Here is a 20,981-nt window from a genome sequence, read left to right as displayed (position 1 = left end):
AGCAAACGACAGGCACAAGGTATGACGAAAAACGCAATGCAGAACAATCTTTACGACGATAATGACATGTATAGCATGCACTAGGAGCCATGATGAAGAAACACTATGCATACGGTGCAGCCCTGGTGCTGCTAGGCGCAACCCCCGTTGCTAACGCTGACTGGTCAGTGACCGTCACAGGCGCAACGGATTATATGTTTAATGGTGTCAGCCAGACCAACAACGATCCCGCATTTCAGGCGTCGCTGGATTATGCCGCTGAAAACGGCGTTTACGCAGGTATGTGGACCTCCAATGTCGATTACGGCGACGATGCAGATCAGGAACTGGATGGCTATATCGGCCACTTCGTGCAGCTCTCAGACAGTCTCAGTCTGGACTACGGGATAGCCTACTACAGTTATCATGGCGGCAACGACAGCAGCGCATTAAATTATGGCGAAGCCTATAGCAAATTTGCTTATTCGTGGGCCCAGGGAACCTCCGAGATGAACTTCTGGTACGCGTGGGATTATTTTGGTACCGGTGCCGGTCATACCATTGTGGAAGTCGCGCATACCATCTCGCTGGCGGAAAACCATGCATTACGCTTTAGCGCAGACAGCTCTAACTCGCTGGACGGCGACAAGTATATGTGGGACGTGGACGATACCTCATACCAGCACTATAAAGTTGCCTGGCTGACCAGCTGGATGGGGTTTGATATTGAAGTGGCAGCAGAAAACACTACGCTGGACATTGATACCGCCGATGAAAGGATCGTGCTGGCAGTAAGTCGCACGTTTGCCTTTTAATACCGCATGACAGGACGCTGCGCCCGGTAATCGCGCGCAGCGTGTTGCTGTCAATTAGCTAAAGGGTGGGTTTTCACAAAACTAATCTCTGTAATAAACTGCTCTTCAGATTGCTCCCGTCGATAGCCCCACATTAATTTTTCACAAATACGCTCTACGATAATAAGTCCGTAGCCATATCCTGATTGCTTGTCTGCATCTGCATCAATATCATTAACTACGCGCAATTGATTGCTGGTTAAAGACACAGTCACATGTGAGTCAGAATACGCCAAGGCATTACGCAACAGATTTCGGCACAGCACGACGACAAATTCCTTAGGAGCCCGTAACGTTACCGCAGACTCGCAATTCAGCCGTACCTCCACGCTCTGTGAACGTGTCAGTACCTCTAGTTTAGTTAACTGCTGGCTGACTGTTTCGCTGATATCTACGGCTTCCAGATCTGCTGCTGACAGTGACTCCTTTCCCAGTACGAGAAAGGTTTTTATCAATTCATCAATATCCTGACTTGCCGTTCGGATCCTTTTAACTGCTCTGACAGCAGGCTCAGGAAGAGATGTCGTTTCGAGCTGAGCAAGCAGATCCGCAGACCCCCTCAACGTCATTAATGGCGTGCGAATTTCATGTGCAGCGAAACGCGTAAAATCTCTTTCCCGGGTAAGATACTGCTGGATTTGACGCTTCCCCTCCAACAAAGCTTCTTCGATTTCCGCCAATTCGCTATATTCTGAATCGACGGAAAAAATTTCCTGATCAGGTGCTACCAGGGGTACCTTTTCCACCACACGCCTGAGAGGCGTTGAGAGCTGTCTGTACAAGTAATACATCAGCGCACTCACGCCAATACTCACTAGGAGTGCGAGGGAGAAAGAAAGTAAGTGAAGCTGACTCTCATACTCGTCCAGAAAGTCGTCTGCATCATCTTTAAATATAAGGTAGTAAAGGCCGTCACCATCCGGAGATACCGAAACTTTGAAATGCTTATCTTCAGGTCCAAGCTGATGCTCGTAGAACCCAGGTTCAGTATATCCGGACAGCCATCGGGGCAATTGCCTTTTGCTCCAGTAAATATCAAACTGAAAGGGATTCGGCAATTGCCCCTGCTCCCCGAACCGCCGGAAGCTCTGCTCGTACATTCGGGCTTCTGCATCCAGCCAATAGCGCAAACTGATAGATTCCATTTGTTCTTCAGCGACGTAGGCAATACCGAACAGCAATGAAATAAAGACGATACTGACGGTAGAAACCAGTATTGACAGGCGCTTGGTTAGACTAGGCCGAACTTTCGACAATTCTGTATCCCCGACCGACTTCAGTGATGATCTCCACATTCGCAACATTTTTCTTCAGCGTTTTACGTAAATTGTATAAATGACTTCGAAAAGCATCACTGTCAGGGACATTATCGGGCCAGATAGAGTTTATAAGAGCGTCCTTTGAAACAAAGTTCGGTGATGCGCTGAGTAACAGTTTTAGAATCTGATGTTGGGTTACGGGTAAACTGAACCTTTCGCTTTGTGTTTCGGCATATTCTTCATCAACGTAGTAACGTAATGAGCCCAATTGAATTGCGGTGTTCTGCGTTGTGCCGTTGCATCGCTTTTGAATGGCATCAATACGAACTTCCAGTTCGGGCAGAGCGAACGGTTTTGTCAGATAATCATCGCCGCCCACCGCAAAGCCTTCCAGCTTATCTTCCAGAGTGTCTCTGGCGGTTAAGAAAATTATCGGTGTGTTCAGGTGCAGTTGCTGACGTACAACTTTTGCGGTTTCAGTTCCGGAAAGCTTTGGCATCATCACGTCCAGAATAATCAAATCGAAGCGAGCTTGTTCAAGAAGCGTAATTGCTGACCTGCCATTGTACGCACAGTCTACCTCATGGCCTTTAAGCGAAAGGTAATCACACACGGTTTCAAGGACCTGAGGATCATCTTCAACCAACAATATATGCATAGTACATCCTTGCGCGCTCTGCCTTCAGGACAGAGCGCTTACGGCACGAGTAACGTTATTGCGAAATAATTGTTACCGAATCCACATCAATTTCAGGTGATTCCATAAAGTCTTTCTCAAACTCACCGGCAATGCGAATTGTTGCAGATTCATCAAACGACTGTTGAGGGAAATCTTCACTTTCAATTTCCACACGGATTTCAGACTTCCCATCAGTAAATATGTATTTTTCACTACCGACTTTGCGGATGAGGTTTCCTTCCAGTTGTACGTAATCATCGTCGCTGCCGGATCCCAGAAGTGACTCAATATCGGTGAATTTAGACCCGCTAGTTCCCGTAAACTGGGCGAGCGAGGCGCCGGCAAAGGTTAATCCAGTGGTGACTACTGCTGCACATAGCAATACATGTTTCATTATTAAGCTCCTTAGCTCAGGTTATTAAGTTCAGGAGCTATTTAACCAGAGACACCGTGAAGTCAATGTGAAGCAGACGATAGACTGATTTAACCCAAATAGTTCAGGGAAGTAGCGCCAGAATGTGCTTAACCCAAAAGTCCGGCGCATGTTGCAATGCCCTATCACCCACAGACACCTCACATATACAGTTGTCTGATGTTCCAGAGCGTGGCAATGGCAGCGCCATAACTCCGGTTTGCTCTGCGTAATCACAGAGCCGGGCTGTCAATATCTCTGAAGATACAGGCAGCGCAATATGAAACATGGCTGCCTGGGGGGTGTCCGGGATAAGCGTAAAACCGGCTTTGCTTAACGCACTACTGAGTAGCTCAGTATAGGCAATGTACTCTTTCATTTTCGGCAGGTGATGCCTTAGCCCTACCCTGGCGGCCAGCACGTCAGGATACAGAGTAATGGGGTTACCACCAGCGCGTCGGGCCCAGATTTTTGCATCACTGATCAATGTCTCAGAACCCAGCAATGCTGCCCCAATGGTACCGCCGAGATCTTTATAAAAGCTCACATAAATACTGTCGAAGAATCGGGCTATCGCAGCCAGATCCGCCCCATAGTACGACACTGTCTGCCAGATACGTGCCCCATCCAGATGCATAGCAACATCGTGTTCATCGCACCAGTATCGTAGCGCGCGTAATGTGTCCAATGATGGCATCGCTCCCCCAATTTCACGCATAGGCGATTCAACGATAATGGCTGCCAGAGTCTTCGGTTGCAGCGCGACGACATCCTCAGGCTGGGTGACGCGCTGCGCCTGGCCAAATTGCTGAACCGGGATTCCCCACAAGTCTTCAATCGCATTATGCTCGTGTAGCAGCAGGTGCGACGTTGGATGCAAGCCCACGTCGCTGCGCCCCGAGTATTCGCTGTAGCATTTCACCGCGACACATTGCGCCAGCGTGCCGGTGGGCAGAAACACACATGCAGGCATACCGAAAAGCGTTTGTAACTCAGACTCAAAGTGTGCCACTACCCCACCCTTTCCGTAGGTGTCACGCTCATCATCAGCCTCAGCCAGTTTACTGAGCCTGGCGAGTTCGTCTTTTATGCTGGCTTGCTTATGTCGATGTATGACGGCACTGGCTCGCTTATGTAACTGCGCATAGCGGCTGCGCAAGGCCTCTGGAATCGTATTCATACTGGTTACTTCATGTGGACTTTGCCACCCACCATTTTATAGGCAGGGGTGCCCCGGATCATGGTTTCTCTGGCAAAGGTTTGACCGCACCCCGGACACTGACAAGGCGTTGTGGTGTGATCTTCAACTATCCGTTCAATAAAACATTTCACCAGCGCTCCTTTCCCGCCTTTGCGATACTTAAATAATGGCGCTTTACACTGCTGACAGGAGATCTGAACGGTACGGACCGGACCCTTTTTTCTTGGTTTAGCCATAAACTCCGTAATAATGAAACCTAAAGTTTATCTTTGTTCAGTATTTATGTTGGATGCTAAAACGCCCTAATACAAGGCAGAAGCAGCGTGGTTTGGCAATCCAAATAAGCGGCTGATAACGCTGTAGTAGGGCGTTTTAGCTCCACCCCTGTGGGCAGGCAGAGTGGCCAGTTTTGCGCGATACGGCCTACAAATTCACTTATTCAGGCCCCCTAAACGTCGCTCATTTGCGATTGTCTTGCACAAAATTGGCCGTCTGCATAAGCACTGAACAAAGATAAACAGGCTCTAGGGTCTGTTGACCTTTGCTGTACATTTTTGCAGCGAATTGTTAGTGATTTAGGCAAGGCAGCGTTCACGCCGTGTAGCCACTCTACATAAGTGAACGATAACACAGCATAAATCACTAACAAACGCTGCCCGCTGGGTTCGGCTAAACGCGTTTTGCTCTTTGTTACGCCTCATTTGCCTAGATGACTAGGCTACAATCGGCGCGCCTCGATCAAAACGCGTTTACCCCGAACAAAATTCGTACAGCAAAGATCAACAGACCCTAGTGTTATGGTAATCATTTTCTTCCCGGTTGACGAGGAAACCCTTATTCGCCGGATATTGCATTGTAGAAGCGTGTCGACACACCTTCGCTTTTTGCCACTACGTCTTGCTGGCTTAACATCAGCTTATCTTCTGCAAAAATACGTGCTCTGGTGTCGGTCAGGTAGGTCACAATCTGACTATCTTCGGCCCCCTGCGACTTCAGCGTGCTGGCATATTCCCGGGCCTGTCCCAGCTCGACCATTTCGGATAACTGATTAATCTGGCTGAGTTTGTTGTTAAGATCTGACGCCTTATCCAGATATTGCTGCAACCGGTCTATCGCAGCAGATGACTCTGTCTGCCCCTCCTGACTCACTGTCCAGTTTCCGTTTTCGCGGGAAAATGAAATCTCACCAGAGATATCGAGACGACCGGCAACATCCTGCAGGTCTGTGAATACTTTTGCCTTTATATGCTCCAGTAAATTGCCGACTCTGTTCAACGACACACTGGTGTCCCCTGCGGCAATCTTCTCTATCGTCTGTTCGATACCTTCATCGGATTGCAGCGCAGTCAGGCTTCTGATATCGGATGCCATCTCTGTGCCCTTAGGGCGGGAAGCCAGCTCACTCAGGGTGTTCTTTGCTTTTTCAGGATCGCCAATATAATCAAGCAACGAAGGTGTATTGGATACATACATAGCAGGTCCACACATTAATAGCGACAGGTAACTAAGCCCCTGCTATGGCAAAAAGTGCGCCACTTTTTTCTGCGAGATTCTAAGTGATTCGCAGCCTGTCTGCGATCGCTTATGTTTATGCCTCGTTTTCTGCCCGCACGTTTGGCATTGCCCTTTTGACGATGGCAGCAACGTCAATGTCATCGGGTAACGTACCGTACTGGTGAAAAGTATTAGCCAGACGAGAGCTGACGAATGCTTCGGCGATTATGTTATCGCCGTATACCAGCAGGGTTGCAGCCTGCCAGCAAATCGCCAGTTTCTCCATAAGCTGGCGGGCTCTCAATTCTATGTTGGTTGTATCTTCTAACGCTGCGCACAATTCAGCGTACGCTTTATCGTATAGCGGGTGCTTCTTTGATGCGCGGGATAGTTCATGCAATAGCGCTTTTAACGTCGCTGGCTCACGCTGCAGGACTCTGAGTAAATCCAGACACTGAACATTACCTGACCCTTCCCAAATCGCATTGACTGGCGCTTCACGATACAGTCGGCTGGTGATGTTTTCTTCCACGTAACCGACTCCGCCGATACATTCCATCGCCTCATAAGTATGCTGAACAGCGCGCTTGCAGATCCAGTATTTACCGATAGCGGTAGAACTTCGAATTAGCGCAGCTTCATGGCTGTCGTGACTGTTATCCAGCGCTTTTGCAATCCGTAAGCTGATGGCAAGCGCAGCCTCCGCCTCAACGGCTAAATCTGCCAGCACATTCAGCATCAGAGGTTGCTCATGCAGATTCTTGCCGAACACCGCGCGTCCGGACGTATGCCATATGGCCTCTTTCGCCGCCTGCGCCATTAGCGCACTGGATCCCAGCATACAGTCATAGCGGGTAAGCGCGACCATTTGAATGATGGTGTTGATGCCCCGCCCCTCTTCTCCGAGCAACCAGCCATGAGCACCACGAAACTCAATTTCGGAGCTGGCGTTAGATTTATTCCCCAGTTTGTTTTTCAGGCGCTGAATATGAACCGGGTTCTTGCTGCCATCCTCACGCCAGCGGGGAACCAGAAAGCAGGATATGTTGTCGTTGGCCTGAGCCAGCACTAAAAACGCGTCGCACATTGGCGCGCTGCAAAACCATTTGTGACCGGTCAGGCTGTAGAGTTGCCCCGGCCCTTCGTTATCAACGGGCACAGCAACAGTGGTGTTCGCCCTGACATCGCTTCCGCCCTGTTTTTCTGTCATCGCCATACCAATGGTAACGCCGTTTTTTTCAAACCATGGTTTGTTACTGCCGTCGTACGCTCTCGCGAGCACTTTAGGCAACCAGATTTTTGCAATATCGGGCTGCACCGAAAGTGCCGGAACAGAGGCAAATGTCATGGTTAAGGGACAGCCTGAGCCGGGATCAGCATGACTGTGAAGAAAAGCTATCGCGCCGCGTACCACGTGCGCGCCCGCTTTATCTTCGGTCCAGGGCAGGCTGCAGTGACCATGCTCCACGGCGTGCTGCATGAGCTGATGATACGCGGGATGGTAATCTACCTGATCGACACGACGACCAAACCGGTCGTGAGGCTGAAAATCAGGCAGGTGTTTATTGGCCAGAAAACCTGCGGTTTGTAGATCGTGACCAATTCCGTGCCCAAAGCCGGTGAGTATCTCATGCCCCCATTCGCCGCCAAATTTGTTTACCCAGTACTGTAAAACCGTATCCGCGCTAAAGGCATTATAGTGCTCCAGCGGCTGTGGCTGATTAAAAACCTGATGGGTTTCCCCTGACATTCCCGAACTTGTCATAAGACTACCTTTGCTGCACTAAGTGGTCAGACCTTATTGTTACTTTATAGTAAACGCCTTGTTACATCCACTGTATGACTGTTGATAAAACGCAATAGTAATAAAGTTATGCAGGTATCTGGCAAACAGATAGTAACCCGAGCCGTATATACATAAGAAGCTGTCAGTGATGTTGCCCCGCGAAGGTGCTGGACAATATATTGCGCGTTGTCATAAGTGCGCAAGGGGCTCGCGCGCCGTGTTTTTTGAATGACCTGAAGATGAATTTGTATTTTGTCATTGCGCAGATGTGCAGACATCGCTACAAAAAAGCCCGGACATTGCCGGGCTTTTGGGGGTAATTAACAGGTAGATTACTTCGCATCCACCGGGCAGTTTTGTAGCTTCCAGATTCGCTCGACATAATCTTTAATCGAGCGGTCTGACGTAAACTTACCCATTTTCGCTGTATTGATTATGGCCATACGTGCCCAGCGCGCTTTATCGCGATACGCTTCATCAACCTTGATTTGAGCATCAGAGTACGCACGATAATCGGCTAATACCATGTACGGGTCGCCATTATCCAGCAGGCTCTGCTTGATGGAAACCAGTGCACCCGGTTTACCCGGTGTGAAGTAATCGGTTTCCAGCCAGTCCAGTACCGCTTTGATTTCCGGATCCCGGTAGTAATAGTCGTGTGGGTTATAGCCACTTGCTCGCAGCGCATCCACTTCTTCAACTGTCATACCGAAAATGAAGATATTGTCGTCACCGACTTCTTCGGCGATTTCTATATTCGCACCATCCAGGGTACCGATGGTTAATGCCCCGTTTAATGCCAGTTTCATGTTACCGGTGCCTGATGCTTCCTTCCCTGCCGTACTGATTTGCTCAGAAACGTCAGATGCCGGGATCATCTTCTCCGCCAGCGACACGCGGTAATTCGGCAAGAACACGACCTTCAGTTTCTTGTTAACCCGGTTATCGTTGTTGATCTTATCAGCTACCTTATTAATGGCATAGATAATATCCTTCGCCAGCTTATAGCCAGGCGCAGCCTTTGCACCAAAGATAAATACACGAGGATGCATGTCGTAATCCGGGTTTTCGAGTAACCGGCGGTATAACGCCATAATGTGCAACAAATTAAGGTGCTGACGTTTGTACTCATGCAGTCGTTTGATTTGCACATCGAAAATGGCGTTGGTATCTACCTCTATACCCAGCGACTGCTTAATTTCATCAGCAAGTAGTTGTTTATTCTCCTGCTTCACCTGCATAAATTGCTTCTGGAAGGTTTTGTTATCCGCATGCTTGGCCAGACCCTCAAGCTTATAAAGATCTTTAGGCCAGTCATCGCCAATTTTCTTGTCGATAAGCTTAGACAACGACGGGTTACATGCTTTCAGCCAGCGACGTGGCGTGATGCCATTGGTTACATTCGTCAGTTTACCCGGCCACAGTTCGTCGAACTCAGGAAACAGGTTTTGTTTCACCAGCTTAGAGTGAATTTCAGCCACGCCGTTGACAGCAAATGAGCCAATCACAGACAGGTGCCCCATACGCACCATCTTCTCGTTACCTTCTTCGATGATAGACAGCTTGGCTTTTACGGCATTATCGCCCGGCCACTTTTTATCTACCAGCGACATGAAGCGATGATTGATTTCATAAATAATTTCCAGGTGGCGCGGCAGGATCTTCTCAATCATGCGGGCCGGCCACTTCTCCAGCGCTTCGGGCAACAAGGTATGGTTAGTGTATGCAAAAACCTTGGTACAGATACCCCACGCAGTATCCCAGTCAAGCTCAGCGCGGTCGACCAAAATACGCATTAACTCGGGGATAGCAATGGCCGGATGTGTGTCGTTAAGTTGCACAACTACCTGTTCAGGGAAACGACTCCAGTCATCACCATGGGCGCGCTTGTAGCGGCGGATAATGTCTTTTAACGAACACGAACAGAAAAAGTACTGCTGAATGAGTCGCAACTCTTTGCCGGCTTCGGTTTCATCGTTCGGATACAAGACTTTGGAGATGGTTTCGGCCTGTACGTTTTCACGCTGCGCATCCACATAACCGCCTGCATTGAAAACATCCCAATTAAAGTAGCCAGAGGCTTCACTTTGCCACAGACGCAGCACGTTGACGGTTTTCCCTTCATACCCGACAACCGGGATATCCCACGGCACCCCTTTTACAATCAGGCCCGGGTGCCATTCTTTCTGGATACGTCCGTTTTCGCCGTATTTGGTTTCTACATAGCCGTACAATGACACTTCCTGAATAGACTCAGGACGGCAGATTTCCCACGGATTACCATAATCACGCCAGCTGTCTGGACGCTCGATTTGCGCGCCACTTTTGATTTCCTGACGGAACAAGCCGTGCTCGTAATGAATACCGTAACCGATAGCTGGCAGTTCCATCGTCGCCAGTGAGTCGATAAAGCAAGCTGCTAAGCGACCCAAACCACCGTTGCCCAGCGCCATGTCCGGCTCTTCTTCCATAACATCAGACAGTTCAACACCCAGCTCTTTTAATGCGTCACTGGCAACATCAAATAAACCAAAATTTTGCAGATTGTTTGACAACAACCGTCCCATCAGAAACTCGGCAGAAAAATAATGTACCGCGCGGGTATCGTTCAGGTAATGGGTTTTCTGTGTTTTTCGCAGCCCTTCGAGCACCTGCTCCTGAATGGCTGCGCATGTAGCCTTCCACCATGCATGGTTATTGGCTTTATTCTCATCGGTGCCAAGCGTGCAGTGTAAATGCTTGACGACCGCAGCTTTAAAATCGGACTTATTGATTTTTTCGGCGGGCAATGCCTTCGTCACTTTCGCGTTCATAGTGCTATCTCACGGTTGGAAAGTGCGGGCAAACGGAATGGAATTGCCGTCTGCCGCACAAATTACGTAATAAAATTACATCTAATTGGACGACATGACAGCAATATAGCAGCCTTAAAACAAACTTTTTGTAAAAGTTTTGTTAAAAACAAATATTTTTGCATGAAAACGTATGCAAAACGCTATTTGTTAACACTGAATTTACATAAAATTTGTTTTTAAATTACATTTGACGTTTTATTTGATGATCTTACCTACCAGCGATTCGGCCTCTGCCAACAATTCTTGTAAGTGGCTTTCACCATTAAAGCTCTCAGCATAGATTTTATAAATCTGTTCGGTACCTGAAGGACGAGCCGCAAACCAGCCATTTTCCGTAGATACCTTCACACCACCAATTGCAGCGTTGTTACCAGGGGCGTGTGTTTGTACCGCTATAATAGCTTCCCCCGCCAAGGTATCATTGGTTACCACAGACGCATCCATGGCTGACAACTTGTCTTTTTCTTCGAGACTTGCCGCAACATCTACCCGGGTATAACACGGCGAGCCAAATTTTTCGGTAAGCGCCGCGTAGTGCTCACCGGGATCTTTGCCGGTCACCGCAAGAATTTCTGCAGCCAGTAAGCACATTATGAAGCCGTCCTTGTCGGTGGCCCAGGTTTGAGCGTCACGTTGCAGAAAAATGCCGCCAGCACTTTCCTCGCCGGCGAAGCCTATCTCGCTGTCAGCCAACCCTTGCACAAACCACTTAAAGCCGACAGGCATCTCCGCCACATCTTTACCCAGGTCAGATGCCACTCTGTCAATCATGCTACTGGAAACCAGCGTTTTACCCACTTTCAGTGACTGCGGCCACTGCGAGCGATATTGATACAGATAATGTATCGCCACGGCGAGATAGTGATTCGGATTCATCAGCCCGGCGCTTTTGCACACAATGCCGTGACGGTCAAAGTCCGGATCGTTACCCCAGGCAAGGTCAAACTCATCTTTAAGCTCAATCAGTCCGGCCATCGCATACGCCGAAGAACAGTCCATTCTAAGCTTGCCGTCTTTATCCCGACGCATAAAGCCAAACTGTGGATCCACGTTGTCGTTCACAACCGTGATATCCAGTCCGTACTTCTTGGCTATTACCGACCAGTAGCCAACGCCTGCACCGCCAAGCGGATCTGTGCCTAACTTAAGGCCGGCTTTGGCGATAGCTTCCATATCAACAACCTGAGCCAGGTCATCGATATACGCTTCCATAAAATCATCTTCTTTACACAAGCCACTGTCTTTGGCTTTTCGCAAATCCATGCGTTTCACATCGCGATTGTTATCGGCAATAAGCGCATTAGCGCGGTCCTGAATGACCTTGGTCACGTCGCTATCGGCCGGACCACCATGAGGTGGGTTATATTTGAAGCCGCCGTCTGAGGGTGGATTGTGTGACGGCGTAATAACAATACCGTCAGCGAAAGCGTCGGTCCGTCCGCGGTTGTAACGGATTATGGTGCGTGAAATTACTGGTGTGGGTGTATATCCGCGACTTTCATTATCGCTACGCTGAATTACCACATTAATACCATTGGCGGTTAATACTTCAATCGCCGTACTCAAGGCTGGCTCTGACAACGCGTGAGTATCTTTGCCGATAAACACAGGACCGGTAATCTGCTGATGCACGCGATATTCTGCCAGCGCCTGACAGATTGCGCTGATATGCATATCGTTAAAGGTAACTGATGCTGACGTACCGCGATGTCCTGATGTTCCAAAGGTCACCGCTTCCGCCGCTACGCCCGGCTGTGGGCAATAGCTGTAATACTGACTAACCAGTTCAGCTACATTGATGAGTTGTTCCGGCGCAGCGGGGTTGCCCGCCTCAGGATGTAAAGCCATAGGTATTCCTTGCTATTAAATGGTTATTCCAGCAGGTGTGTCGCTACGTTAAGTAACCTACGTCACCTTATCTCCCTTCCGGAGCAAAACGCGACGTCACCGCCTGTGCTACAGACGCATCGTATCCCAGCTTTTGCAACACTTGCTCCAACATTGCTATTTTCTTTGCGGTGTTGTTATTTGTTACCACCCAGTATGGGCTGTCTGGAATAGACTTAGGGTTAGTGCTTGAGCCGTTCTTTAACAATGCCTCTTTTGACGTTGCAAAGTAGGTACGGTTTTTTCCTTTAATTTGTTCTACCGCATCAAATGCCTGTGGATTCAGTTTATGCAGTTCAGCAAGTACAAATAAAAACTGATCCACACGTTTAGAATAAGCAGCCAGCGCATCTGTGGTCACATGCTCAAGAATATCAGATGCATTTTCTGGCGACACCGGCGTAACCGGCACACTGACAGTAGCCGGGGCTGGCTCATCCGCGGGTTTAGCGGCTAACTCTGCTTCTGCAATCGCAGCTGGAATGTCATCGGTCACGTCTGACGCTGCATCATTGCGCGGAGTTCTGACAGGTGCTGGCGATTCAGGCATCAGCAATCGGCGTAAAATATCCGATGCATTTTCGCCAATGTGTTTGGTCTGACTGGCGATAAAGGCATACAAATCGTCATCAATTTCAATGATTTTCATAACTACTTCCTTTTTAAGATGCCCCATTATAGACAACCCGCGCGCGTCTCGCAGCACTTTATCCTGTCTGATTTTTAACCAGATTTTCCTCGTATTAACCTATACTTAGGTATCATACGTATCACCTAACAATGCTAATGAGTTGATATTATTTATAAATCATCGTCATCTGGGGCCCCTTATCATGAGATCTGACTTTCAGGCAGTCATAGACGCACTGGGAAAACAGGTAATCGGGAAGACACAACAACTGAAGCTGGCTGTTACCTGCCTGCTTGCCAATGGCCATTTGCTAATCGAAGATCTGCCCGGAATGGGTAAAACGACATTGTCACATGCTCTGGCGAGTGTTTTCGGTCTGGACTTTTCCCGTATCCAGTTTACTTCCGATTTACTTCCGTCTGATATGCTTGGTGTAAATATTTTCGATGCGCATGAAAAGCAGTTTCAATTCAGACCTGGGCCGGTATTTAACCAGTTAGTGCTGGCAGACGAAATTAACCGTGCCAGCCCAAAAACCCAAAGCGCGTTACTTGAAGCAATGGAAGAACAACAAGTGAGTATTGATGGCACTACACACCAGTTGCCTTCACCTTTCTTTGTTATCGGCACACAGAATCCAGGTTACCAGTCCGGCACGTATCCTTTACCAGAATCTCAGTTGGATCGCTTTCTTATGCGCATTTCGCTGGGGTACCCAGGCTGGGAGGCCGAGCACGCAATGCTGAAGTCAGGCAGTGAGCGAGTGAAATCATCGCTAAAAACCCATATCCCTACAGAGGTTTTACTGAAGCACCAGTCAGCCGTCAATGATGTACACTGCAGTGACAGCGTCATCAGTTATATTTTAAGACTGGTGGTGCACAGTCGGGAGGACGCCGGTTATCCCAACCCGCTTTCTCCGCGGGCCAGTAAAGCAATCTTGCAAGCAGCCAAAGCCTGGGCCTTCCTGCATGACCGAGATTATGTGGTTCCTGAAGATGTTCAGTCTGTCTTTACCGCAGTAACCGAACATCGGTTGCGAGCCCAGCAGGATTCCCACGTTGAAGATGATGTGTTAAGTCAGCGGCTGCTTGATAGCGTTGATCCACTGGCGGCCTGACCTGACAGCATGACCGCAATATCCCGGGCCCTGCAAAGACGCACACTTAAGTGGCTGGAAAAACGCATTCCCGCCAGTCAGCGTTTTGCGCTCGACCTAAAGTCAGTCTTCATCTTTCCCTCGGTATTCGGCTGGGGCTTTATTGTGGTTTGCGGCAGCTTATTTATTCTCGGTACCAATTATCAAAACAATCTGATGTTATTGCTGTGCTATTTTCTGCTGTCGTTAATGCTGATCACACTGTTTGTGAGCTATCAGAACTTTGCGAGGTTGCATGTTCGCGCATTGCCGATAACGCCGGTTTATGCGGGTCATCATGCATCGTTAACACTGCAATGCCAACAACCAGGAAAACCACAAATGCCAGACGGCCTGTTTACGGTTTCGTGGTGGCAACAGGATGACGGCATCACCAGTGAACTTGCTGAGCATAACGGGCATCTCACTCTGCCCTATTTTACCAGCACCCGAGGTGTGTACCCACTTCCCAGAGTGACCCTCAGCAATGAATATCCTCTGGGCCTCTTCCGTTGCTGGACACACCTGGATTTTAATCAGACGCTGGTGGTGTATCCCGCCCCTATACCATGTAAAGTCGTGTTTCTGGAGGAGGGCCATGACGAGGGCAGCAACACTACAGAGCAAGCGGGTCACGATGATTTTTTCGCACTGAGAAGCTATATTCCAGGAGAACCCGTTCACCGGGTAGCCTGGAAGCATGTCGCGAAAGGCGGCGACTGGGTAAGCAAAGAGTTCAGTCAGCAACAGGCAAAGATGGGTTATCTTAGCCTGACTGGATCAGACGATCTTGAAACGGCTTTGGGCAAACTGGCATTTCAGATCATCACTCTCAGTGAACAACGGGTTAGCTTCGGCCTCAAGCTGGGTAGACAAACCATTGAACCAGACTCCGGAGACAATCATAAACATCGCTGTTTAACTGCACTTGCCCGCTATGCACCGGTAGGAGCCATTGCATGACGGCACTACGTCTTCCCATTGCCGGACATCGCGCCAGTCTGATCCTGGCCATCCTGTTTTTTATTGTCAGTGTTAGTCTGTATAGCCCGTTACAAATTTGGGTGCTTATCCTGTCTGGTTGCGCAGCGCTGGTGCGGGTCGCTCTCTATCTGGGGTGGTATAACCATGCCCCAAGCAGTCGTACGGTGAATCTGCTGGCACTGTTGTGTGGTGTTACGCTGGCGTGGTTTAGCCTGGATTTAGGCTTGTTGCTATCTATGATAAATCTGTTGGTGATGGCCTGCTCTCTCAAGCTCATGCTGATGAGTCGCAAAAAAGACTTCTTACAGATGTTTGCCAGCAGTTTGTTCCTGATAGGTTGCGGATTTATCTTTAGTCAGTCGATGAGCGCCACAGCATTTTACCTGGCGATGCAGGTAGGCTTGCTGGTTGCGCTGGCTTCATTATTCTCCCCTGGCATGCCGCTGCTTCGGCAGTTGCGAAAGCTGGCAGTGATGTCGCTTCAGGCCCTCCCCATTGCCGTCATTCTTTTCCTTATTTTGCCGCAACTGCCACCACTGTGGAAAATGCCAACAGCTAAGAGCGCTACCACCGGGTTATCAGATACCGTCACACCAGGTGATATAGCCAGCCTCTCACAGTCCGATGAGCTGGCATTTAACGCGACCTTCGAAAATGCGCTGCCTGCAGCCCAGGACCGCTATTGGCGGGCCATTACAATGGAGCATTTTGACGGTAAAAGCTGGTCGGTCAGCGATACCCGCCGCAAGATTCGGGCACAGTACAAACTATTTGGGCAGGAGTTTACGCCTGAGACAACAGGCCCTTTTTATGATTATCAGGTGATTGCTGAGGCAACCGGCAAATCCTGGCTGTATGGTATTGATGTAGCCGTTGCGCACACCCAAGCGAGCCGGGATTATATCTGGCAAAGTGCAGATTATCAGCTAATTGCATCACAACCGCTGATGAGTAAACGCGCCTACCGGCTGCGATCTTTTCCCCGTACGCCACTGAATCAGACGCTGCTGAACATGGATAGCCGGTTAAACCTTCAGTTACCCGACAGCGGCAATCCGGCTACCCGGGAATGGGTGGCGGAACTTCGAAAGCAGTATGCTGATGATCGTGTATTCATCCGCCAGGTAATGAACTTCTTTGTAGAACAGAAATTTCGCTATACGTTAAACCCGGATCCCATGCCAGTTAACCCGGTGGACACGTTTTTATTCGACAGACAGGCGGGCTTTTGTACTCACTATGCCAGTGCAATGGCATACGTGCTGAGGCTGGCGGGCATACCTGCACGCCTCGTTACCGGATACCATGGTGGAGAAGAACTCAAAGATAACGTGCTGAGTGTCAGACAGTATGATGCCCATGCCTGGATTGAAGCGATGTTAGGAGAACAAGGATGGGTGCGTTTCGATCCTACCAGTATCGTGTCACCGGCACGGGTCAGTTTTGGTTTGCAGCAAGCGCTTGAAGAAAGTGGAGAATCACTGTCTGAATCCCCTTTCAGCGGTCTGTACTCGTTGCCGATGATGGACTCATTGCGCTTGTTTATGGCTAATGCGGATTATCTTTGGAGTCGCTGGGTACTGGGCTTCGACGCTGAAAGTCGGGAAAATCTGCTCGAACGTATACTCGGTGAAATCACCTTATGGCGACTGACCCTGTTCTTTCTGTCAGTCGTGGCGGGGATTGCCGCTATCCTTGGTGTTTATTTTTTGCCACGCTGGCGGGCAAACGACATTCCCGCTCACCGAAAGCTTATCAACCGTGCAGAAAAGGTGCTCTTTCGCCATACCGGCATAGCCAGAAATCAACGTGCTTTGCGAGAGTATGAAGACGCCGTGTCTTTGCATCTCTCTGACGAGGCTGCACTCGCATTACATCGCCTTATCGGCGGGTTTGAAACGCTTGAATACGCACCGCAACAACGTCCGCAATCGATATTAATCGACATGAAAACAGCGTTGAAGACGCTACGCGCTTCCCTTTCTACTAATGGCACCGATGCGAAACCATCAACCCCGCCGGGGTAAGAACATCTCACAGCAGTCAGCGCTATCGCGCTTCCCGGATCGTTTCGTGCTCATTTACGCCAGTGTCGTCGTGTTCAACTACCAGTAACTGGTCCTGCGCTGTGGCCTCTTCAATTCTGGGATCCATTGCCGCTGCCAACGGCGAAGTCGTAATATCAGATGCACTCACCACATAATCGGCGTGCTTAGGTTTCTCTGCCTTTTGCCTGTAATTAATGACTGACAGCACGCCAAACATCAGCATACAAAGCAGCGACGTGGCGCCATAAAGTGCAGTATGGCCCAAATACACCATCACCTGTGCCAGCAACGCTGATCCCAGCCCCGCCCCAGCGCCGAAAGCTACCAGCAACGCCGAAGACACGCCCACACGGTCTTCGTCTGATACCCGCGAATTAGCAAGAGCGGAAGATAGCGGATACAGCGTGAAAGCGAATAAGCCGAAAATAAACGTCAGCACCAGCATAGCCTGCTGAGAAAGCGGCAGTATGAAAAGCGCGCCACACACCACAACCAGTATTACGGCATTAGTGCGAATCAGTACACTGCGGCGAACGCGGTCAGATAACATCCCCATCGGCCACTGTGCCACCAGTCCGGCAAAAATCGTCACTGACATAAACGTCGCAATACCGGAGGCATCAAACCCAGCCTGACTGGCAAAAACCGGGGCCAGACCATAAAAACTGCCGTTGATAATGCCTGCAAATAACACAGCGGTTAATGACTGAGGGATCAGAGTGAAATAACTGAAGAATCCAACGTCCATCGGCTTTAAGGGTTTAGGGTGAATACGTCGGGTGAGCGAGATGGGCACGATCCCCACGGCAATAGCGAAACAAACCAGAAACAGCGGGGCATATCCCAACTCGGGGAACTGCGCCAGTGCCAACTGCCCGAGAACGGTGCCAAGATAGGATGTAATCATATACAGTGAAAACACCCGGCCGCGATGTTCGTGACTGGCCTGTTCATTAAGCCAGCTTTCCAACACCATAAAATTACACATCATGCCGGTACCGACAACCAGCCGCAGCGCTAACCAAAGATAAAGATTATCTGAAACGCCGTGCAACGCAACACAAGCCGTCACCATCGCGGTACAGGCACCAAAGGAGCGTATGTGACCGACAGATTTTATCAGGTGATAGCCCAGCTTGGAGCCAAGTAACAGGCCAACGTAATAACAGGAAGTCAGCAAGCCTACCCAGAATGTGGATACGTTTTTTTGTCCCAGATACAGCGCAAGGTAAGTAGTAAGTAACCCCGTGCCCCCAACAAGAAAAAGATTTGTGAGATATAAAGAAAAAAACGCCCGCAACCGTCTGGCCCGCTTAAAAAGAGTAAAACCCAAAGGGTAAGAGATAATTCATCTTTCGCAAAGACAAATTCGCGCAGTTTTGACAATGAAAAACGAATGATTTGCTAATAATCGGGATGCAATACTACAGATAAGCAGTATTTGTGTGCTGCTTTGCATTCTTGCTGGCTGAGAACGCGATTGTGAGGTTCATGTATCTAAGTGGGATAGGATGTAACCAGATCCACATGTTTTGCGACAGTGTTGTTCCCCTCAGCCGCTTCAGGCTTCCACGCACAAAAAAGCCCGCAGTTACGCGGGCTTTTGAAACACATCAGAAAAGCTTATTTCTTTTCTTTACGCGCTTTTACTTCTTCAATCACTTTGTCAGCGACGTTCTGAGGACATGCTGAGTAGTGGCTGAACTCCATAGAGAACTGACCACGACCTGATGTCATCGTACGCAGGTGACCGATGTAACCAAACATCTCTGACAGAGGTACGTCTGCTTTAATACGCACGCCTGTTACGCCCGCTTCCTGATCTTTGATCATGCCGCGACGACGGTTAAGGTCACCGATTACATCACCAACGTGATCTTCAGGTGTGAACACGTCAACCTTCATCACTGGCTCAAGAAGCTGTGGGCCTGCTTTAGGCATAGACTGACGGAATGCACCTTTCGCTGCAATTTCGAACGCGATAGCTGATGAGTCAACGGCGTGGAATGCACCATCGAACAGTTCAACTTCAACGTCCAGCACAGGGAAGCCGGCAACCGGGCCTTCTTCCATCATGCCCTTAAAGCCTTTTTCGATGGCAGGGAAGAATTCTTTAGGTACGTTACCACCAACAACAGAAGAGGTGAACGTGAAGCCTGAATTCTGCTCGCCTGGCTTGATACGGTAATCAATCTTACCGAACTGACCAGAACCACCAGACTGCTTCTTGTGCGTGTAGCTGTCTTCAACTTGCTGCGTGATAGTCTCACGGTAAGCAACCTGAGGCTGACCCACAACCAGTTCAACACCGTAGGTACGCTTCAGGATGTCAACTTTGATATCCAGGTGAAGCTCACCCATACCTTTAAGAATGGTTTCGCCAGAATCTTCATCAGTTTCAACGCGGAAAGAAGGATCTTCTGCCACCATTTTACCGATAGCAATACCCATCTTCTCTGAACCACCTTTATCTTTAGGTGCTACAGCAATTGAGATTACCGGCTCAGGGAATACCATCGCTTCAAGGGTACAAGGGTGCTTAGGATCACACAGTGTGTGACCAGTCTGCACATTCTTCATACCTACAATCGCGATAATATCACCAGCTTGTGCAGCGCTTAATTCATTTCGCTCATCTGCCTGCATCTCAACCATACGGCCAACACGCTCAGTTTTACCTGTCGCAGAGTTAAGAATGGTGTCACCTTTCTTCAATTTACCAGAGTAAATACGTACGAAAGTCAGCGCACCGAAACGGTCGTCCATGATCTTAAATGCCAGAGCGCGTAGAGGCTCGTCTGCAGAAACGATAGCGTGCTCGCCAGTTTCGTTACCTTCTTCGTCAGTCAGTGGCTGAGGGTCAACTTCCGTAGGTGAAGGCAAGTAATCAACAACCGCATCCAGTACCAGTTGAACACCTTTGTTCTTGAACGCAGAACCACAGAATGTTGGGAAGAATGCCAGGTCACGGGTACCTTTACGGATACAACGCTTCAGGTCTTCAATAGACGGCTCTTCGCCATCCATGTAAGCCATCATCAGGTCGTCGTCCTGCTCAACCGCAGTCTCAACCAGCATTTCACGGTATTCGTTTACTTTGTCTACCATGTCGGCAGGTACGTCTTTAACTTCGTAGTTTTCCGGAAGTCCTGTGTCGTCCCAGACGTACGCTTTCTTCTCAAGTACATCTACAACACCTACGAAATCATCTTCAATACCGATTGGAAGGGTCATTACCAGCGGCGTCGCGCCCAGTACTTTTTTGACTTGACCAACAACACGATAGAAGTCTGCACCCATACGGTCCAGCTTGTTCACGAAGATAATACGAGATACTTCTGATTCGTTAGCATAGCGCCAGTTGGTTTCTGACTGCGGCTCAACACCACCAGAACCACAGAATACGCCGATACCACCGTCCAGTACTTTCAGTGAACGGTAAACTTCAACCGTGAAGTCAACGTGTCCAGGAGTATCAATTACGTTCAGGCGGTGGTTCTTCCACTCACAGGTAACAGCGGCTGACTGGATAGTAATACCACGCTCCGCTTCCTGCTCCATAAAGTCAGTTGTTGACTCACCATCGTGTACTTCACCGGTTTTGTGGATTTTACCGGTAAGTTTCAATATACGTTCTGTCGTGGTTGTTTTCCCCGCGTCTACGTGGGCGAAAATACCAATATTTCTGTAAAGAGATAAGTCTGCCATTAGTTCACTTTCGTTGGTTCAGAGTAAAAAAACGGCGGGATTATAAAGGATCTTAGTACCAGATTT

16 protein-coding genes are annotated in these 20,981 nt (G+C 49.1%); 4 read left to right on the top strand and 12 right to left on the bottom strand.

Going from position 1 to position 20,981, the window contains the following annotated elements:
- Positions 1-89: 89 nt before the first annotated feature.
- Positions 90-794, top strand: coding sequence for a TorF family putative porin (locus ACLBLI_RS07850; protein WP_414830538.1), 705 nt, complete (start codon positions 90-92; stop codon positions 792-794).
- Between the two features lie 50 nt (positions 795-844).
- Here ACLBLI_RS07850 and ACLBLI_RS07845 read toward each other — a convergent pair whose 3' ends face one another.
- The 10 genes from ACLBLI_RS07845 to seqA form a co-directional block, all read right to left on the bottom strand.
- Positions 845-2,089, bottom strand: coding sequence for a sensor histidine kinase (locus ACLBLI_RS07845; protein WP_414830537.1), 1,245 nt, complete (start codon positions 2,087-2,089; stop codon positions 845-847).
- Positions 2,070-2,750, bottom strand: coding sequence for a response regulator transcription factor (locus ACLBLI_RS07840; RefSeq protein WP_414830536.1), 681 nt, complete (start codon positions 2,748-2,750; stop codon positions 2,070-2,072). Before ACLBLI_RS07840 ends, ACLBLI_RS07845 begins: the two co-directional genes overlap by 20 nt.
- Before the next feature lie 55 nt (positions 2,751-2,805).
- A complete protein-coding gene (locus tag ACLBLI_RS07835) occupies positions 2,806-3,165 on the bottom strand; it encodes a YgiW/YdeI family stress tolerance OB fold protein (RefSeq protein ID WP_414830535.1) in 360 nt (119 codons plus the stop codon).
- A 103-nt stretch (positions 3,166-3,268) separates the two neighbouring features.
- Positions 3,269-4,363 (bottom strand): threonine aldolase family protein, encoded by a 1,095-nt coding sequence (locus ACLBLI_RS07830; protein WP_414830534.1) that lies wholly within the window; start codon positions 4,361-4,363, stop codon positions 3,269-3,271.
- A 5-nt stretch (positions 4,364-4,368) separates the two neighbouring features.
- Positions 4,369-4,620: a hypothetical protein gene (locus ACLBLI_RS07825; RefSeq protein WP_414830533.1), complete on the bottom strand. Its 252-nt coding sequence runs from the start codon at positions 4,618-4,620 to the stop codon at positions 4,369-4,371.
- 598 nt (positions 4,621-5,218) lie between these two features.
- On the bottom strand, positions 5,219-5,857 hold the full coding sequence (locus tag ACLBLI_RS07820) for a hypothetical protein (protein ID WP_414830532.1): 639 nt from the start codon (positions 5,855-5,857) through the stop codon (positions 5,219-5,221).
- A gap of 115 nt (positions 5,858-5,972) precedes the next feature.
- Positions 5,973-7,643: an acyl-CoA dehydrogenase family protein gene (locus ACLBLI_RS07815; RefSeq protein ID WP_414830531.1), complete on the bottom strand. Its 1,671-nt coding sequence runs from the start codon at positions 7,641-7,643 to the stop codon at positions 5,973-5,975.
- A 353-nt stretch (positions 7,644-7,996) separates the two neighbouring features.
- Positions 7,997-10,477 (bottom strand): glycogen/starch/alpha-glucan phosphorylase, encoded by a 2,481-nt coding sequence (locus ACLBLI_RS07810; protein WP_414830530.1) that lies wholly within the window; start codon positions 10,475-10,477, stop codon positions 7,997-7,999.
- A 237-nt stretch (positions 10,478-10,714) separates the two neighbouring features.
- Positions 10,715-12,367, bottom strand: coding sequence for a phosphoglucomutase (alpha-D-glucose-1,6-bisphosphate-dependent) (gene pgm, locus ACLBLI_RS07805; RefSeq protein ID WP_414830529.1), 1,653 nt, complete (start codon positions 12,365-12,367; stop codon positions 10,715-10,717).
- A gap of 67 nt (positions 12,368-12,434) precedes the next feature.
- Positions 12,435-13,055, bottom strand: a complete 621-nt coding sequence (gene seqA, locus ACLBLI_RS07800; protein WP_414830528.1) for a replication initiation negative regulator SeqA — start codon at positions 13,053-13,055, stop codon at positions 12,435-12,437.
- Positions 13,056-13,239: 184 nt separating this feature from the next.
- On the opposite strand from seqA, the gene ACLBLI_RS07795 reads away from it, so the two are divergent.
- Genes ACLBLI_RS07795 through ACLBLI_RS07785 form a run of 3 tightly spaced genes read left to right on the top strand, consistent with a single transcriptional unit; the run spans position 13,240 to position 17,186 of the window.
- Positions 13,240-14,157, top strand: a complete 918-nt coding sequence (locus ACLBLI_RS07795; RefSeq protein ID WP_414830527.1) for an AAA family ATPase — start codon at positions 13,240-13,242, stop codon at positions 14,155-14,157.
- A gap of 9 nt (positions 14,158-14,166) precedes the next feature.
- Positions 14,167-15,138: a DUF58 domain-containing protein gene (locus ACLBLI_RS07790; protein WP_414830526.1), complete on the top strand. Its 972-nt coding sequence runs from the start codon at positions 14,167-14,169 to the stop codon at positions 15,136-15,138.
- On the top strand, positions 15,135-17,186 hold the full coding sequence (locus ACLBLI_RS07785) for a transglutaminaseTgpA domain-containing protein (RefSeq protein WP_414830525.1): 2,052 nt from the start codon (positions 15,135-15,137) through the stop codon (positions 17,184-17,186). The genes ACLBLI_RS07790 and ACLBLI_RS07785 overlap by 4 nt, the downstream gene beginning before the upstream one ends.
- Positions 17,187-17,208: 22 nt before the next feature.
- On the opposite strand, the gene ACLBLI_RS07780 is transcribed toward ACLBLI_RS07785, so the two are convergent.
- Both ACLBLI_RS07780 and fusA read right to left on the bottom strand, forming a co-directional pair.
- On the bottom strand, positions 17,209-18,507 hold the full coding sequence (locus ACLBLI_RS07780) for an MFS transporter (protein ID WP_414830524.1): 1,299 nt from the start codon (positions 18,505-18,507) through the stop codon (positions 17,209-17,211).
- Between the two features lie 323 nt (positions 18,508-18,830).
- Positions 18,831-20,915, bottom strand: a complete 2,085-nt coding sequence (gene fusA / locus ACLBLI_RS07775) for an elongation factor G (RefSeq protein ID WP_414830523.1) — start codon at positions 20,913-20,915, stop codon at positions 18,831-18,833.
- Between the last annotated feature and the right edge of the window lie 66 nt (positions 20,916-20,981).

The organism is Alteromonas sp. H39 (assembly GCF_047556435.1).
In the GTDB taxonomy this organism is placed as follows: Bacteria; Pseudomonadota; Gammaproteobacteria; order Enterobacterales; family Alteromonadaceae; genus Alteromonas.
The sequence above is the reverse complement of the archived record's forward strand: the minus strand, read 5'-3'. Positions and strand labels throughout refer to the sequence as shown.

Excerpts from the sequence above, each read along its gene's own strand:
- ACLBLI_RS07850 (WP_414830538.1), top strand. The coding sequence starts at position 90 with ATGATGAAGAAACACTATGCATACGGTGCAGCCCTGGTGCTGCTAGGC.
- ACLBLI_RS07840 (WP_414830536.1), bottom strand. The coding sequence starts at position 2,750 with ATGCATATATTGTTGGTTGAAGATGATCCTCAGGTCCTTGAAACCGTG.
- ACLBLI_RS07835 (WP_414830535.1), bottom strand. The coding sequence starts at position 3,165 with ATGAAACATGTATTGCTATGTGCAGCAGTAGTCACCACTGGATTAACC.
- ACLBLI_RS07830 (WP_414830534.1), bottom strand. The coding sequence starts at position 4,363 with ATGAATACGATTCCAGAGGCCTTGCGCAGCCGCTATGCGCAGTTACAT.
- ACLBLI_RS07825 (WP_414830533.1), bottom strand. The coding sequence starts at position 4,620 with ATGGCTAAACCAAGAAAAAAGGGTCCGGTCCGTACCGTTCAGATCTCC.
- ACLBLI_RS07820 (WP_414830532.1), bottom strand. The coding sequence starts at position 5,857 with ATGTATGTATCCAATACACCTTCGTTGCTTGATTATATTGGCGATCCT.
- ACLBLI_RS07815 (WP_414830531.1), bottom strand. The coding sequence starts at position 7,643 with ATGACAAGTTCGGGAATGTCAGGGGAAACCCATCAGGTTTTTAATCAG.
- ACLBLI_RS07810 (WP_414830530.1), bottom strand. The coding sequence starts at position 10,477 with ATGAACGCGAAAGTGACGAAGGCATTGCCCGCCGAAAAAATCAATAAG.
- pgm (WP_414830529.1), bottom strand. The coding sequence starts at position 12,367 with ATGGCTTTACATCCTGAGGCGGGCAACCCCGCTGCGCCGGAACAACTC.
- seqA (WP_414830528.1), bottom strand. The coding sequence starts at position 13,055 with ATGAAAATCATTGAAATTGATGACGATTTGTATGCCTTTATCGCCAGT.
- ACLBLI_RS07795 (WP_414830527.1), top strand. The coding sequence starts at position 13,240 with ATGAGATCTGACTTTCAGGCAGTCATAGACGCACTGGGAAAACAGGTA.
- ACLBLI_RS07790 (WP_414830526.1), top strand. The coding sequence starts at position 14,167 with ATGACCGCAATATCCCGGGCCCTGCAAAGACGCACACTTAAGTGGCTG.
- ACLBLI_RS07785 (WP_414830525.1), top strand. The coding sequence starts at position 15,135 with ATGACGGCACTACGTCTTCCCATTGCCGGACATCGCGCCAGTCTGATC.
- fusA (WP_414830523.1), bottom strand. The coding sequence starts at position 20,915 with ATGGCAGACTTATCTCTTTACAGAAATATTGGTATTTTCGCCCACGTA.